Consider the following 15,903-nt stretch of genomic DNA (forward strand, 5'->3'; position numbering starts at 1 on the left):
CCGATCTCAACGCGATCACCGCGGGCGGCTACTACGGCCACAGCGCCACCGCGTTCTCCGACCCCGCCCGGGTGGCGCCGTGGGACATCACCACCACTACCAACAGCCGGGGCGCCACCACGACGACCTACTTCATCCGCGGCGGGCAGCTTCCCCTGGTACGGGCGCTCGTCGACATGGCCGGCCTGCCCCCCGAGGCGGCGGGACCACTCGACGCGGTGCTGCGCCCCATGATCGACCGGGCCTACGCCCCGGGGCCGGCGCCCGCGGTGAACCCGGGCCGGCTGCTCGACGGAATCGGCCACGCCCCCGCTGTAGCGCCCTCGGTCAGCATCCCCGTCTCGGGCACCACCACCGGCATCGGGGCCGCCACCGCCGTGACGAACGCCCTGCGGGGCGCCCACGCCCTGCGGGGCGCCAAGGGCGTGTTGGGCAAGATCAGGGCTTTGCTGCCCGGGCGGAAGTGATCTTGCGCGGCGGTCGATCCGGTAAATCCCAAGGGCTTGCCCGATTTTGGTGAAAATGCGCATTCTGACGACAAAGGCTTCCCGCCTTCCGTAGGCTCTGTTCGCGGTCGCCGGGGATGGCCGGGCCAGCCAATGTTCGGGACCGGGGTGAGCGGGGCCCGGTGGGGGAAGGATCGGCGTGATGAACTATTCGGTGTTGCCGCCCGAGGTCAACTCGTTGCGGATGTTCACCGGCGCGGGGCCGGGCCCGATGCTGGCCGCGGCGGCGGCCTGGGATGGGCTGGGCGCCGAACTCGGTTCGGCGGCATCGTCTTTCGGCTCGGTCATCTCGTCGCTGACCGGCCAGGCGTGGCAGGGTCCGGCGGCGGCGGCGATGACCGCCGCGGCCGCACCGTTGGCCGGCTGGTTGGGCACCGCCGGCGCGCACGTCGCGCACGCCGCGCAGCAGATGCGGGCCACGGCGGCGGCCTTCGAGGCCGCGCAGGCGGCCACGGTGCATCCGGTGCTGGTGGGGGTGAACCGGGAGCAGCTGGTCTCGCTGGTGTCGTCGAACCTGTTCGGGCAGAACGCCCCGGCCATCGCGGCCACCGAGGCCGAGTACGAGCAGATGTGGGCGCAGGACGTGAGCGCGATGTTCGGCTACCACTCCGGGGCCTCGGCGGCCGCCTCCCCGCTGACGCCGATCATCCAGGAACTGCAGAGCCTGGCCAGCAACATCGGCTACGGCAACGCCGGCATCGCCAACCTCGGCGGCGGCAACACCGGCAGCGGGAACGGAGGCGGTGGAAACACCGGCAACCTCAACCTCGGCAACGGGAACACCGGCAGCTACAACATGGGCAGCGGCAACATCGGGAACCTCAACCTCGGCAGCGGCAACATCGGCACCCTGAACTACGGCAAGGGCAACGTCGGCAGCTACAACATCGGCGGCGGAGACGTCGGCAGCATCAATGTGGGCAACGGAAACCTCGGCTCCGGGAACTTCGGCAACGCCAACCTCGGCAACTCCAACATGGGCGAGGGCAACATCGGCAACACCAACGTCGGGTTCGGCAACATCGGCACCCTCAACGTGGGCATGGGCAACCAGGGCAGCACCAACATCGGCTACGGGAACAACGGCAACTACAACTTCGGCTCCGCGATCCTCGGCAGCAACGACATCGGCCTGGGCATCACGGGCAGCCACGACTTCGGCCTCGGCCTCACCGGCAACAACGAGGTCGGCATGGGCAACCTCTACTTCAACACCAGCACCGGCACGGTCCACCTCGGCGATCCGTTCAACTCGGGTACCGGGGACATCGGCCTTTTCAACTCCGGCAACAACGACGTCGGCTTCTTCAACTCCGGCAACAACGACGTCGGCTTCCTGAACTCGGGCAACGCCGACCACGGCTTCTGGAACTCGGGCACCGGCAGCCTCGGCTTCGGCAACGGGGGGAGCTTCGACACGGGCTTCGGCAACTCCGGCAGCTACGACCAGGGGTACTCCAACTCCGGCCGCGCCGACGTCGGCTCGGCCAACTCGGGCATCCAGGATGTGGGCCTGTGGAACGGCGGCAACCACAACGTGGGCCTGGACAACGGCGGCAACTACAACATCGGCCCGTTCAACGCCGGCAACCACAACATCGGCGTCGAGAGCTCCGGCACCGGCAACATCGGCGCCGGCGACTCGGGCAACATGAACACCGGCTTCGGGAACTCGGGCAGCACCAACACCGGCTTCTACGACTCGGGCAGCACCAACACCGGCGTCTGGGACGCGGGCAGCGCCAACACCGGGCTGGGGCTGGTGACCAGCAGCGGGAACGCGAGCTCGGGCTACGGCAACACAGGCACCGGGACCTCCGGCTGGGGCAACACCGGCGACGGCACCTCCGGCTGGTACAACATGGGCAGCGGGGACAGCGGCTACGGGAACGTGGGCAACGGCCAGATCGGCTACCAGAACACCGGTTCGGGCAACACCGGCTTCGTCAACTCCGGCACCGACAACGTGGGCTACAACAACACGGGCACGTCCCAAGTCGGCCTGAACGTCTTCTGATCCCGGATCTCTAGAGCCGCAGGCCGTGGTCCATCCGGAAGCCGATCAGGTCCTCGGCCTCCTCGGTCGGCACGCGCAGTTCCTCAGGCAGCAGCGGTTTGCGCTCGCGGGGGCGGTCGCGCCGTAGCGGCCAGCGGACCGACGGGCGCCACCAGTTCGCCTCGCCGACCAGCACCGCGATGGCCGGCACCGTGACGGTGCGGACCAGGAAGGTGTCCAGCAGCAGCCCGGTGCCCAGGACGAAGGCGTCCTGCACGACGCTGCTGAGGCTGGCGAACACCAGGCCGTACATCGAGGCGGCCATGATCAGCCCCGCCGCGGTGATCACCCCGCCCGTCGAGCCCACGGTGCGGATCACCCCGGAACGCAGGCCCGCGGCCGACTCCTCCCGCAGCCTGGAGATGAGCAGCATGTTGTAGTCCGCACCCACGGCGACGAGCACGACGAAGGTCAATCCTGGCACGCTCCAATGCAACTGCTGGCCGAGCAGGAATTGGAACACGATGACGCCCACGCCCAGCGCCGCCAGGTAGGACACGATGACCGAACCGATCAGGTACAGCGGCGCGACGACGGCTCGCAGCAGCAGGACCAGGATGAGCAACACGATGCAGACGGTCATGACGACGATCAGCCGGACGTCGTGATCGGAGTAGTCGCGCGTGTCCTCGAGCACGGCGGGCAGGCCCACCACCGAGACGCCGGCGTCGGCCAGCGTGGTGTTCGGCAGGGCGCCCCGGGCGGCGGCGGCGATCGCGCGGACCTGGTCCATCGCGGCGCCGCTGAACGGGTCGAGGCTGGTCTGGATCAGGTACCGCACCGCGTGCCCGTCGGGCGAGACGAACGCCGAGGCGAGCTTTTTGAGTTCGTCGACGTTCAAGCCGCCCAACAGCTCTCGCGCCCCGGGTGGTAGCGCGGCGGGCCGCTCCCCCGCGCCGAGGGCGTAGGACAACACCTGCCGGGGAATGTAGAAGCCCGCCATCGCCGGCGTGGTCGCGTCGTCCCGCATGCCCAGCAGAAAGTCCGACGCCTCGCCCAGGCCCAGCCCCATCTTCTTGACCTGGTCGACCAGCGACTGCACCCCGTCGGCGAGTTGGCGGCTCCCGTCGGCCAGGGACGCGGCCCCCTGCTGCAGGAAGCTGACCTTGCCCCGCACGCCGCCGGGCTCACCCATCCCGAGCGCGCCCAGCGCGCCGGCGACGGTGCGCAGCGCCCGGCGCAGCCCGGACACCGTGGCCGCGACGGTCTGCAGGGCGTGCGTCGCGCGCAACTGCCGCGCCAGCTCGGCGAGCTTGCCGAGGGTTCCGTCGTCGCGCGCGGTGACCATGCGCCGCAACTGTGCCCGCGCCTTGACGCAGCCCGGCTCGTCGTCGCACATCCGGCTGCCGTCGAGCGCCCCCAGCACCGGCGCCGCCCAGTCGGAGTTGTCTGCCACGAAATCGGCGTCCGCGCCGATGCTTTCGCCGAGCGCGCGCATGCCGGCGACCAGTTTCGCCGCGCCGTCGAACTCGGCGAGCGTCCGGTCGCCGCCGAAGAGGTCCCCCAGGTAGGACAGCGCGTCGAGGAGCCCGCCCGCCGTGGCGACGGCGCGGTTCACCTGCTCACGGACGTCGCCCAGCTTGGCCGCCATCAGGGTGGCCCCGTCGGTGAGCTTGTCGAGATCTCCGGTGTGCCCGGTGATCTGCTCGGCGCCCTCCTGCAGCTTGCCGCCGACCTCGCCGGCCTGCCAGGAGGTCCTGGCCTGCTCCAGCGGCCGGCCCATGGGTCGCGTGATGCCCCGCACCGCCGCGACACCGGGCACCTGGCTGACCCGCTGTGCCGTCTCCTCCAGGTCGGCAAGGCTTCGGGGCGTGCGCAAGTCGTGCGGCGACGCGATGACGAGATACTCGGGCACGATCAGGTTGGGCGGGAAGTGCCGGTCCAGGGCGGCGTATCCCCGCACGCTGCCGACCCAGGAGGGCAGGCTCCTGCGTTCGTCGAAGTTGTAGTGGGCCATGCCCGCGCAGCCGGCCAGCACGAGCAGCACCAGGGCGCTCGCCAGCAGATGCGCCTTTGGGCGCCGCACGATGTGGATCCCGGATCGGCGCCACAGCCGGCGCGTCAGGTCGCGGCGCGGCGTGGTCCAGCCGCGGCGCCCGGTGAGCACCAGCATGGCCGGCAGCAGGGTCACCGCGGCCAGGAACACCACCGCGATCGAGACGCCCAGCACCGGGCCGACGGTTCGCAGGATCCCCAGCCGGGTGAAGATCATGGCCAGGAAGGTGACCGCGACGGTGGCCGCGGAGGCGGCGATCACCTTGCCGATCGAGGCCAGCGCCCGCACCACCGCCTCATCGGAGTCCACGCCCTGCCGCAGATAGTCGTGATAGCGGCTGATGAGGAACACCGCGTAATCGGTTCCCGCGCCGACCATCATGCCGCTCATGAAGATGACGGCCTGGTTGGCGATGCCCAGCCCCAACGTCCCGATGCCGGCCACCACGCGTTGCGCGACCAGGACCGACAGCCCGATCGTCAGCAGCGGCAGCACCATGGTCACCGGGTTGCGGTAGATCACCAGCAGGATGACGAACAGCAGCAGCGGGATCGCGAGCTCGATCCGGATCCTGTCCCGTTGCCCGGTCAGGTTGAGGTCGGCGACGGTGGCCGCGGGCCCGGTCAGCTCGGCTGTGAGCGTGGAGCCCGCGACGGTGCGCTTGACGATGTCGGCGACCCGCGCGTAGGCCTGTTTGGACTGCCGCGAGCTCAACTCGCCCGGCAGGCCGACCGGCAGGATCCAGGCCCGATGGTCCTTGCTGGTCATGACGTCGCGCAGGGGTGGGGTGGCCAGGAAGTCCTGCAGCATCACCACATCCCGGGTGTCCCGGCGCAGCGTGCCGACCAGGGTGCGGTAGACGGCCTCGTCGGCCGGGCCGAGCCCTTTGGGATCGACCAGCACCACCACCGCCAGGCTCTCCAGCCCGGCCTCCTGGAACGCCGCGGTCATGCGCTGGTTCGCGACGGCCGACGGGGCGTCGGACGGCAGGATGTCCACCGGATGGGTCTGGGAGACCTCCTCCAGCGACGGCATCGTCAGCGACAGGACGCCCGCGAGCACGGCCCAGCACACGATCACCAGCCACGGCCGTCGCGCGACCACGCGGCCCAGCCGCGGGAACACGCCCGCGGCACCGGATCGGCTGGCCGCGTTCATCGCGTCGGGACGCCCGGCGTCAGCACGCCCGCTGCCGCCGCAGCGCGAGCGAGTCGCCCTGCGCCGCTGCCCCTTCGGTGTCGGCGACCCGGACGCACACCGACCTGACCGCCGCCAGATAGCGGCTCACGGATTCGCGGGCGACCGGATTGGCGGGGAACAACACGCTCGCCGCGGTCTCGTCGAACCGGCCCACCATCGTGTTCAGCGGGTAGGTGAGGCGGCCGTCGCTGTGCGCGCCGACATCGAGGCCCTCGAACATCTTGGTCAGCATCGAGAGCGGGCTCACCTGGGCGTCGAAGAAGTTCACCAGGGCGAACAGCGGCTGGGGCCGGATCAGCGATGGCGCCAGCTCCACGACGCGCTCGAATGGCACCCGCGCGAGGTCGCCACCCGCATCGAAGGACGCCTGCGCGGCGCGGGCCGCGGCACCGAACGACGCCGCGGCGGGAGCGATGATGGGGATCAGCCCGGTGTACCACCCCTGCGTCCTGAAGTCCGCCTCGGTGCTGCGGGTGTCACGGGGGGTCAACCCGAAATATGTTGGAGCCCCGGTTAATTCGTACAACGCCAGCGCGATGCAGGCGAACATGCCCCCGACGAAACGGGCACCGGCGGCGGTGCACGCCGCGTCGAACCGCGCGGTCTGCTCCGCGCCCATCAGGGTGACGCTGTGCAGCTCGCCGCCGCAGGGCACCGACCTGTCCCCCAGCGGCAGCGGGAACGCCGGGAAAGTCCCGCCGTTGGCCTCGGCGAAATCGATCCAGGCGGCCACCTCCGGCGACTCCGGCGTCAACGCCGAGGTGTACGCGCGCTGCCGGACGCAGAAATCCGCATAGCTGCCGGCCGGGGGCAGCCCGACGGGCGGGCCGCCGCTGACGAGCGCGTCGTACATCGTCTGGAACTCCATGAGCCCCACCCCGACGAACTGCCCGTCGGCGTGCAGATGGTCGACGCTGGCGTAGAACGTGAATCCTTCGGCGCGCTGAATGACCCCGAAGCTGAAGCAATCCCAGTGCAGCGGGCCGGGTGTGGCCACGATGTGCTCGCGCAGCTGCGGGCTCGTCATGGCGCCGTGCCGGGTGGGGACGAACTCGATGTCGGCGGCATCCGCGATGGTGTGCCGCACGATGTGGTCGGCGTCGTGGTAGTCGAACCAGCTGCGATAGGTGTCGTGCCGGCGGAGGTGGGCGTTGATGACGTACGACATCGCGCGCAGGTCGCACCGGCCGGCGACGTCGACCGAGGCGATCAGCAGCCTGGAGTGATCCAGACCCCGGGCGGCCTGCTCGCAGAAGCTGCGCAGATGCCGGGCCTGGATGTAGCTGGGCGGCAGGGCACTCACCGGCGCGTCGAGCGCCTTGGCCCGCGCGGCCGACGAGGGGTGCCAGGAAACCAACGAGCCGGGGGCCGGATCCCAGTCACCGACCGCCGACACGTCGAGTGGCCCTATTCGCACTGCTGCCTCCTGTCTCTCAGCGCCTGGCCAGCTGGTCGCACAGGTGGTCCGCCAGACCGCGCGCCGTGGTGCTGATGTCCGTGGGCGCCAACCGGATTCCCGTCTCGGCCTCGAGGCTGGTGCGCAGTTGCAGGGCGCCCAGCGAGTCCAGCCCGTACTCGGGTAGCGGGCGGTCGGGGTCGACCGCGCGACTCAGGACCAGGCCGGCCTGCTCACACACCAGTCGCCGGATCCGGGCGGGCCACTCCTGCCGCGGCAGGTCGTCGAGTTCGGCACGCAGTTCCCTGGCGTCATCGTCCGCCTTCCCCGCGACCGGGACGGCGCCGCAGGGGTCGGGCAGGCGGCGGCGCGTCCAGGCCGGCGGCGGCACGTCCAGCAGGCGACCGTGCGGGTAGGGCACCGAGAAGTCCACCGCCGCACCCGCACCGTACACCCGGGCAACCACGCCCCGCAGCCCGTGCGGCAGCCGTTCCCCGCGCCGCATGCTCGCCACCGCGGCCACCGGCATCCCGGCGCTGCCGGCGGTCTGCTCGACGGCGCGGGTCAGCAGCGGGTGCGGGGACAGCTCGGTGAAGACGCGGTGCCCGTCGTCCAGAGCGGCGCGCACCGCCGCGGAGAACCGCACGGTGTGGCGCAGGTTGTCCACCCAGTAGCCGGCGTCGCACGCCGGTCGTTCGCGCGGGTCGAACAGGGTCGCCGAGTAGTACGGCACCCGCGGGGGCATCGGGCGCAGGTCCGCCAGCGCCCCGGACAGCTCGCCGAGGACGGGGTCGACGTGCGGAGAGTGCGCCGCGGCGCCGGCGGCCACTTCGCGCACCGTCACCCCCCGCCGTCGCCACGCGGCGAGCAGCGCGCCGACGGACTCCGGGGATCCAGCGATCAGCGCGGACAGCGGCGAGGGTACCGCCGCGACGACCACATCGTCGACGCCGCGGGTGGTCAGTTCCGAACGCACGCGCAGCGCGGGCAACTCCACCGACGCCGTCGCCACCGCAGCGGCGACCGTGGCCAGCGAGCGGGCGCCGCGGCAGACCAGCCGCACCCCGTCCGGCAGCGACAGCGCTCCCGCCACCGCGGCCGCCGCGGCCTCGCCGAGCGAATAGCCGATCACGGCTCCCGGCACGACACCGTGCGACCTCAAGGCGGCGGCCAGCGCCACCTGCACGGCGAACAAGGTCGGCTGCACGCGCTCGATTCCGGCCACCGCCTCGGGCGCCGTCATCGCCGCGGTCACCGAGAACCCCGACTCCTCGGCGATCAGCGGCTCCAGCGTCGCCAGGGTCGCGGCGAACACCGGTTCGTTGCTCAGCAGGTCGGCCCCCATCCCCGCCCACTGCGAGCCCACGCCGGAGAACACCCACACCGGTCCCCGGTCGCCGCGGCCCACCGCGGGCCGGTGCGCGGTGTCGCCGGCGGCCACCGCGCGCAGGCCGGCGACCAGCTCCCCGGTGCCGCCGGCGATGACCGCCGTCCGCACGGACCGGTGCGTGCGGCGGCGCGCCAGCGTGTAGGCCAAATCCGACGCCACCAGAAAGTGCGCGCGCTCGTCCACCCAGCCGGCGAGCCGGTGCGCGGTTTCCCGCAGCGCCTCGGGCGAGGACGCCGACACCGGGAACACGGCCGGGCCGACAGACCCGGTTGCCGTATCCTCCTGCGGCGGGGCCTGTTCGACGATGGCGTGCACATTGGTTCCCGACGACGCGTACGACGACACCGCCGCGCGCCGGGGTGTTCGGCCGTGCCCGGGCCACGGTGTGGTGGCCTGCGGGAGCACCCCGCGCCCGACGGCCAGGACCGCCTTCATCAGCCCCGGCAGCGCGGCGGTGCCGGGCGCCTCGACGCCCGCGCCGTGCGTCTCGATCATCCCGACGGTGACCGCGTCCACACCCGCGACGGCCGACGCCGGCAGCCGGCCCGGGACCGGCGCGGACGGTCCCTGGTCGGCGGCCGTGCCGCGGATGACGCCCAGCACCCGGTCCCCGTCGGCCAGCGCGTCCGGCAACCGCCTGAGCACCAGCGCGGCCGACGCCGCACCCGGCGCGAATCCCTCCGCGGCCAGCGCGACCTCGCTCTCGCCCTCGTGCAGGCTGCGGCAGGCCAGGTGAACGGCGGCCAGGCCGGAGGAGCAGCCGGTGTCCACCGTGATCGCCGGGCCGCACGACCCCAGGGCGCGGGCGATCCGCCCGGCTGCCGTGCCGAAGCCGTTGCCCGGCAACCCGTGTGGCCCGTGCGTCGGGCCCAGGAACACACCGGTCGCCGAGCCGGCCAGCGCCTCGGCGGTCAGGCCGGCGCGCTCCATCGCCTCCCAGGCCACCTCCAGCAGCAGCCGCTGCCCGGGGTCGATCGCGACGGCCTCGCTCTCGCTGATCCCGAAGAAGTCGCAATCGAAGACGCCCGGGTCCCAGCGCGGCCGGGCCGGTGCGGTGACCGGGTCTTCACCGCGCAGCAACGCCGCCCACAGCAGCTCGGGAGAGTCGATGCCCCCCGGCAGCCGGCACGCCATGCCGACGACGGCGACCGGAGTCACACGTGGCTGGCCCACGTCCGTCAACCCCCTTCGTTGCCAGCGTGTTTGCCGTTGTAGCCGGTTCCGGCCCGGCCGGGCGGCTGCGGCACCGCCGCCCCCGCATCCAGGCCGGGGGCATGCGCCAAGTTGAGCGACAGCGTAGCCGCCGCCTCCCCTGTGCAGTCCGAAATCGTGAGTTCGGCGAAAAATCGCCCGGCGGTAGGGTGGCGCCTCGTGATCGAACGTTCCGTTTCGGCGATGCTGCGCGAGTGCGCCGATCTGCAGCCCGACGACACGGCATTCACGTTCGTCGACTACGAGCGGGACCCGGCCGGGAGCAGCGAAACCCTCACGTGGTCGCAGACTTATCGGCGGGCGCTCACCGTCGCGCGGGAACTCGCGCTTCGCGCGTCACCGGGTGAGCGCGCCGTTGTTCTCGCGCCGCAGGGACTCGATTACATCGTTGCTTTTCTGGGCGCGTTGGAGGCCGGGATCGTCGCGGTTCCGCTTTCGGCTCCCGTCGGCGGCGCCGCCGACGAACGCATCGACTCCGTGCTGGCCGATGCAGCGCCCACCACAATTCTCACGACGTCCGCCGTGATCGACGATGTCGTTCGGCGGATTACCGCGGGACCGGGTGCGTGTGCCACCTCGATCATCGAAGTCGATTCGCTGAGTGGGGGCTCCGCGATGAAATCTGGTTGCGGGCGCCCGGATTTCGCCGACACCGCCTACCTGCAGTACACGTCGGGATCGACGCGGCGGCCGGCGGGGGTGATGATTTCCCACGAGAACTTGCTGGCGAATTTCGCGCAGCTGATGTCCGGCTATTTCGCCGACAGCGGGGGCGCCGCACCGTTGGACCTCACCGTCGTGTCGTGGCTGCCGTTTTTTCACGACATGGGTTTGGTGCTCGGAGTTTGCGCACCGATATTGGGCGGATTTCCCGCCGTGCTCACAAGTCCGGCTTCTTTTCTGCAACGGCCTGCCCGGTGGCTGCAATTGCTGGCGACCAATTCCCAGTCGTTTTCGGCGGCACCCAATTTCGCGTTCGAGCTGGCCGCACGCAAGACGTCGGACGACGACCTGGCCGGCCTCGACCTCGGCGGCGTGCACACCATCCTCAGCGGTAGCGAACGCGTACAACCGGCGACACTGCGGCGCTTCGCCGAGCGCTTCGCCCGCCACAACCTGCGCGACTCGGTCCTCCGCCCGTCCTACGGGCTCGCCGAAGCCACGGTGTACGTGGCGACCGGCGATCCCGGCCGGCCGGCGACGCTGGGCCATTTCGATTCCGGGCAACTTGCCGCGGGACGCGCCGTGCGGTGCCCGGCCGACTCGGGCGCCGCGCTGGTGAGCTACCCGCTGCGGGCGGCACCGCTCGTGCGGATCGTCGATGGCCAGACCCGCACCGAGTGCCCGGAGGGCGTCGTGGGCGAGATCTGGGTGCACGGCGACAACGTCGCCGCCGGGTATTGGCGGCGTCCGGACGAGACCGGGCGGACCTTCGGCGCACGGATCGTCGCGCCGTCGCCGGGCACGCCCGAATCGCCCTGGCTGCGAACCGGCGACTCCGGAGTCGTCTCCGCGGGCCAACTTTTCGTGCTCGGCCGCATCAAGGACCTGTTGATCGTCTACGGGCGCAACCACTCACCCGACGACATCGAGGCGACGATCCAGGAGGTCACCCGGGGCCGCTGCGCGGCGATCGCGGTCCCGGGCGAGCACACCGAGAGACTGGTCGCCGTGGTCGAGGTCGGGGCGCGCGGCGGCGCGGACGCCGGCCGGCTCGAAGCCCTCTCGCGGGAGGTGACCGCGGCGGTCTCGACGTCGCACGGCGTGGGCGTCTCCGACGTCGTGCCGGTCTCCCCCGGCTCCATCCCGATCACCACGAGCGGCAAGGTCCGGCGAGCGGAGTGCGCCCGCCTCTACCGAAGCGGCCGGTTCGCCCGCCTGGACTGCTAGCCGCGCCGTTCGTCGAGCGCCGCGCGGCCGGCGTTGTAGCCGGGGATGAAGGTGATCCCCGGCCCGCCGTGGCAGCCCGCACTGCCCAGGTACAACCCGTCGATCGGAAGAGGCTGCCCGACAAACCCTTTGGGGCCCGGGCGGTTGGGTCCGATCTGGTCTGGGTTGAGCAGGCCGTGGCAGTAGTCGCCGCCCGGCGCGCCGAACATCACGCCCATGTGCCGGGGCGTGAACGTGGTGTGCCGGATGATGCTGCGTTCGAAGTTCGCTGCGAGCCGGGTGACCTTGTCGATCACGCGCTGACCCATCTCGATCCTGGCCTGGCCGTAATCGGCGGCGCCCTCGATGGGGAACCACAGCGCGAAGGCCGAGGCGGCGTGCTTGCCCGGCGGCGCCAGGTCGGGGTCGTTCTGCGACGGGATCTGCAACACCACGGTCGGGTCGGCCGGGACGATGCCGCGCCGGCAGTCCTCCCACTGCTGCTGCACCTCCTCGGGCGTGCAGAACAGCCCGATCGACGCCTGCATGGCCGGCTCGTTGAGCCCCTCGTAGGGCGCGGCGAACGCCGGGGCCTCGCCCAGCGCGAAATGCATCTGCAGGTAGCTGCCGCGGTGGTCGGTGCGCGCGTAGCGGGCGCGGATGTCGGCGGGCACGGCGGCCGGGTCGATCAGCTCGTTGACCGTCACGTCGGGCGCGATGCCCGACACCACAATCGGGGCGGCGATGGTGTCGCCCCCCTCGGTGCGCACGCCGGTCACCCGGCCGCCGGAGACCAGGATCTCGGTCACTTTGGTGCGCAGCCGCACCTCGCCGCCGAGGCTCTCGAGCAGCTCGCACAGGTGCGCGGTGAGCGCGCCGATGCCGCCACGCAGCTTCTTCATCTGCATGGTGGCCCCGTCGGGAACGCCCAGGCCGAACGCCAACGCCGCCGCGCTGCCGGGCGTGGCCGGCCCGCGGTAGAGGGTGTTGACGGCCAGCACCGTCATCGAGCCGCGCAGCGCGGCGTGCTTCTCGCGGTCCGGCAGGTAACGGTCCAGCACGTCGGTCACCGATCCGAACAGCATGTCGTCGATCGCCGAGCGCTCGAATTCGTTGGTGGCGCAGGCGTACATCTCGTCGTAGGTCTTCGGCTCGGTGCCGGCCTCGAAGCGGCCCAGCGCCCGCGTCGGCGCCTGACTCCACGCCATCAGCCCCGCCATGCCGTTGACCGCGTCGGCCCCGTGCACCTCGTTGAGGTGGGTGAACAGCTTGATCGGGTCGCTGTACTGGACCAGCGGGTCGTCGCCGACGCCGCGCAGCGCGACCGACATGACGTCCAGGTCGATCGTCGGCAGCGTGTCCAGGCCGAGTTCCTCCACCACCTCCGACGAGGTCGGGAACTGCACCGACCCGGCGATCTCGAACTCGTAGCCATCGAAAAGCTCCACGGTGGAGGCCATCCCACCGGCGTAGAGCTTGGCGTCCAGGCACACGGTCCGCAGACCCGCCTTCTGCAGCAGCACCGCCGCGGTCAGCCCGTTGTGCCCGGCACCGATGACGATCGCGTCAACGTCAGTTCCAGCATCAGTCATGTCCAGCCCTCCAGGATGGGAGGCTGGCACTAACCCAAAGTTTTGTCAATTATGACGAAAGTTGCCTCAGGTGATCCCCGTGCCGGTGATGCCGGCCCGCAACGACTCCAGCGCCGCGCGGCACACCCGCGCCAGCTCGCCGAGCGAGCGATCGTCGCCGACCATCCAGACCTCCATCGCCCCGAACACCGCGGCCGCGATGCAGCGCGCGGTCACCGCGATGTGCAGCCGGGCGTCCGGCGACGGACCGCGCTCCCCCGCCGCACAGCTACGGCGCTGCAGTTGCGCCTGCACGGCGTCGGCGAAATCCGCCTGGACCTCCTGAATGTGCCGGACGATCCGGCCCGGGTCGAGCTCGCCCTCGCGCAGCGAGGCGATTTTGGTGACGGCGTCCACGTCGTAGGGGAACGAGAAGATGGCCGCCTGCACCGAGTCGATGATCGCCTCGTCGGCCGGCCGGGCGTCCAGCGCGGCGCGAAACCAGTGCAGCCCGGCGTCGTAGTCGGCGAACAGCAAATCGTGCTTGGACTTGAAATGGCGATAGAAGGTCCGCAGCGACACCCCCGCGTCGGCGGCGATCTGCTCGGCCGACGTGTCCTCGACGCCCTGGGCCAGGAATCGCACCATCGCGGCCTGGCGCAGCGCCTCCCGGGTGCGCTCGCTGCGCGCGGTCTGCGCGGTCCTGGCCATGGCGCTAACCTACCCCACCGCAGTTATGTCATTATTGACAAAAACTGACGGGCGCGGCGAAACTGCGCCCATGGTCTCGCTTCTCGTGCACGCGATTCTCGGGCTTGCCGTCATCGGCTGGATCGTCACGTCGAACTCGGCGGCCTTCGCCCGCCCCGCCGGCGGCCCGACGTTCTCCCCGCTGGAACTCGTCTATTACGCCGTCGGCATCGCCTCGGTCGTGCTGGGCTGGTGGTTCAACATCCATTTCGTGCGGCAATACGCACACGGGTCGACGAACCCGCTGTGGGGACCCGGCAGCTGGTCGGACTACATCCGGCTGATGTTCACCAACCCCGCGGCCAGCTCGGCCGGCCAGGACTACACGATCGCCAACGTGATCCTGCTGCCGCTGTTCACGATCGTCGACGGCCGCCGCCGTGGGTTGCGGCATCCGTGGCTGTACTTTGTGTCGAGCCTGTTCACCAGCTTCGCCTTCGCGTTCGCCTTCTACTTCGCCACCCTCGAGCGCCGGCACCGGCACGCGCATTCGGCCACCGCGCCGACGACCGTGGACGCCTAACACTTCAGGGCCCTTCAGGCGTCAGGGACACGTGGCGGCCGACCTGATTGCCGCCGCGCCGTTTGGCCGCGTACATCGCGGCGTCGGCCGCCGAGATCAGGTCGGCGAGCAGGACTTCGGCGGCCCGGTCCGCGAACCGCCCGTGCACGCCGGCGGTGCCGACGCTGGCGGTGACGCCGAAGGGCAGCGCGGCGATCGCGTCGCAGAGCCGCTTCGCCCGCACCGGCACCTCGTCCGGGCGCCAGGCGTCGGCCACCATGAACTCCTCGCCGCCCGCACGCCCGATGACCGCGGTGCCGCCGGCGCCGCTGCGCAACGCCTGCGCCACCGACACCAACGCTTCGTCGCCGGTGCTGTGCCCGTAGCTGTCGTTGAGCAGTTTGAAGCGGTCCAGGTCGATCACGGTGACGACGAGGTGCCCGGACCCGGCCCGCTGCTCCTCCAACCGCGCCTTGGCGCGCCGCCGGAACGCGCGCCGGTTGAGCAGGCCGGTGAGCTGGTCGCGCTCGGCGCGCACCGCGTCGGTGCGCAGCACGTGCACCACGGCCTGGACGCCGAACAGCACCGCCACGTTCAGGATCAGCACTACCGAGTAACCGCACCCCGCGGCGACCACGCCGTAGCGGGCGGCGATCCGGGCGGCCTCGACGGCGCCGACCACGGCGGCGATCGCGAAGTTGTAGGCCATCAACGGCGCCGTGTGGAACAGCGCGACGTAACAGGCGATGGTCGCGAACATCGTGCACGCGAGCAGCGCCGCGACGGGATGGCTCTGGGCCAGCGCGACCAGCGCGACGGCGGTGTTGGCCAGCACGGCCAGCCGCACCGCCAGGCCCCCCGACGGCCAGCGCAGCGCCCACACCGCCGCGACCGTCGCGGCGGCAACGCAGGCGAGCAGCGCGCAGGCGACCGGCACGGTCCCCCGCGGCCCGGTGGGGGTCCACACCGTCGCTAGCACGATGAGGGCCAGCCCGGCGGCGATCAGCGAGACGGTGGCGCGGATGAGTCCGGCCATCCCGCGGGTCCGCAGGTGGGCGGTCAGTTGTTCGTAGTGATCGGTCTGGCGCCACCACAGACCGACCCAGCCCATCGTGCTCACCCTCTCAGGCCCGCGGCTCCAGGACCTCGGCGCCGACGAACGGGACCAGCGCCTCCGGGACCCGCACGCTGCCGTCGGGCTGCTGGTGGTTCTCCAGGATCGCGACCAGCCAGCGCGTGGTGCCCAACGTGCCGTTGAGGGTGGCCGCGGTCTGCGGCTTGCCGTTCCCGTCGCGGTAGCGGGTCGACAGCCGGCGCGCCTGGAAGGTGGTGCAATTCGACGTCGACGTCAGCTCGCGGTAGGTCCCCTGGGTGGGCACCCACGCCTCGCAGTCGAATTTGCGGGCGGCCGACGAGCCGAGGTCGCCCGCGGCGACGTCGATCACCCGGTACGGC

11 protein-coding genes and 1 pseudogene are annotated in these 15,903 nt (G+C 71.3%); 4 read left to right on the forward strand and 8 right to left on the reverse strand.

The features are described 5' to 3' along the window. Positions 1–467 (forward strand): PE-PPE domain-containing protein (locus AC2VOR_RS00945; RefSeq protein ID WP_486963036.1); only part of this gene is annotated, 467 nt, incomplete at its 5' end. Between the two features lie 181 nt (positions 468–648). Continuing rightward, positions 649–2,523 carry a PPE domain-containing protein gene (locus AC2VOR_RS00950; RefSeq protein ID WP_369736352.1) on the forward strand — a complete coding sequence of 625 codons (1,875 nt, stop codon included), beginning with the start codon at positions 649–651 and terminating at the stop codon, positions 2,521–2,523. 10 nt (positions 2,524–2,533) lie between these two features. On the opposite strand, the gene AC2VOR_RS00955 is transcribed toward AC2VOR_RS00950, so the two are convergent. The 4 genes and pseudogenes from AC2VOR_RS00955 to AC2VOR_RS00970 all read right to left on the reverse strand — a co-directional run. Continuing rightward, a complete protein-coding gene (locus AC2VOR_RS00955; RefSeq protein WP_486963037.1) occupies positions 2,534–5,716 on the reverse strand; it encodes an MMPL/RND family transporter in 3,183 nt (1,060 codons plus the stop codon). Between the two features lie 19 nt (positions 5,717–5,735). Then, positions 5,736–7,175 carry a condensation domain-containing protein gene (locus AC2VOR_RS00960; protein ID WP_369736349.1) on the reverse strand — a complete coding sequence of 480 codons (1,440 nt, stop codon included), beginning with the start codon at positions 7,173–7,175 and terminating at the stop codon, positions 5,736–5,738. A 16-nt stretch (positions 7,176–7,191) separates the two neighbouring features. After that, positions 7,192–7,515, reverse strand: a complete 324-nt coding sequence (locus tag AC2VOR_RS00965; RefSeq protein ID WP_486963040.1) for an acyl carrier protein — start codon at positions 7,513–7,515, stop codon at positions 7,192–7,194. Continuing rightward, positions 7,513–9,702, reverse strand: a pseudogene (locus AC2VOR_RS00970) (acyltransferase domain-containing protein); the annotation flags it as partial. The pseudogene AC2VOR_RS00970 and the gene AC2VOR_RS00965, both read right to left, overlap by 3 nt. A 213-nt stretch (positions 9,703–9,915) precedes the next feature. Here AC2VOR_RS00970 and AC2VOR_RS00975 point away from each other — a divergent pair. Beyond that, the gene (locus tag AC2VOR_RS00975) at positions 9,916–11,646 is read left to right on the forward strand and encodes an AMP-binding protein (RefSeq protein ID WP_486963038.1); all 1,731 of its coding nucleotides are present in this window, start codon (positions 9,916–9,918) and stop codon (positions 11,644–11,646) included. Here AC2VOR_RS00975 and AC2VOR_RS00980 read toward each other — a convergent pair. Then, positions 11,643–13,217 (reverse strand): phytoene desaturase family protein, encoded by a 1,575-nt coding sequence (locus AC2VOR_RS00980; protein WP_369736348.1) that lies wholly within the window; start codon positions 13,215–13,217, stop codon positions 11,643–11,645. The genes AC2VOR_RS00975 and AC2VOR_RS00980 overlap by 4 nt on opposite strands. 66 nt (positions 13,218–13,283) lie before the next feature. Next, on the reverse strand, positions 13,284–13,907 hold the full coding sequence (locus AC2VOR_RS00985; protein ID WP_369736347.1) for a TetR/AcrR family transcriptional regulator: 624 nt from the start codon (positions 13,905–13,907) through the stop codon (positions 13,284–13,286). Positions 13,908–13,977: 70 nt separating this feature from the next. On the opposite strand from AC2VOR_RS00985, the gene AC2VOR_RS00990 reads away from it, so the two are divergent. Then, on the forward strand, positions 13,978–14,469 hold the full coding sequence (locus AC2VOR_RS00990; protein WP_369736346.1) for a DUF2834 domain-containing protein: 492 nt from the start codon (positions 13,978–13,980) through the stop codon (positions 14,467–14,469). Positions 14,470–14,473: 4 nt separating this feature from the next. On the opposite strand, the gene AC2VOR_RS00995 is transcribed toward AC2VOR_RS00990, so the two are convergent. After that, on the reverse strand, positions 14,474–15,559 hold the full coding sequence (locus tag AC2VOR_RS00995; protein WP_369736345.1) for a GGDEF domain-containing protein: 1,086 nt from the start codon (positions 15,557–15,559) through the stop codon (positions 14,474–14,476). Between the two features lie 13 nt (positions 15,560–15,572). Next, a partial coding sequence (locus AC2VOR_RS01000; RefSeq protein ID WP_486963039.1) for an aminoacyl--tRNA ligase-related protein occupies positions 15,573–15,903 on the reverse strand: 331 nt, incomplete at its 5' end.

It is taken from the genome of Mycobacterium sp. TH-M103 (assembly GCF_057473785.1).

Excerpts from the sequence above, each read along its gene's own strand:
- AC2VOR_RS00950 (WP_369736352.1), top strand. The coding sequence starts at position 649 with ATGAACTATTCGGTGTTGCCGCCCGAGGTCAACTCGTTGCGGATGTTC.
- AC2VOR_RS00980 (WP_369736348.1), bottom strand. The coding sequence starts at position 13,217 with ATGACTGATGCTGGAACTGACGTTGACGCGATCGTCATCGGTGCCGGG.
- AC2VOR_RS00955 (WP_486963037.1), bottom strand. The coding sequence starts at position 5,716 with ATGAACGCGGCCAGCCGATCCGGTGCCGCGGGCGTGTTCCCGCGGCTG.
- AC2VOR_RS00985 (WP_369736347.1), bottom strand. The coding sequence starts at position 13,907 with ATGGCCAGGACCGCGCAGACCGCGCGCAGCGAGCGCACCCGGGAGGCG.
- AC2VOR_RS00995 (WP_369736345.1), bottom strand. The coding sequence starts at position 15,559 with ATGGGCTGGGTCGGTCTGTGGTGGCGCCAGACCGATCACTACGAACAA.
- AC2VOR_RS00990 (WP_369736346.1), top strand. The coding sequence starts at position 13,978 with ATGGTCTCGCTTCTCGTGCACGCGATTCTCGGGCTTGCCGTCATCGGC.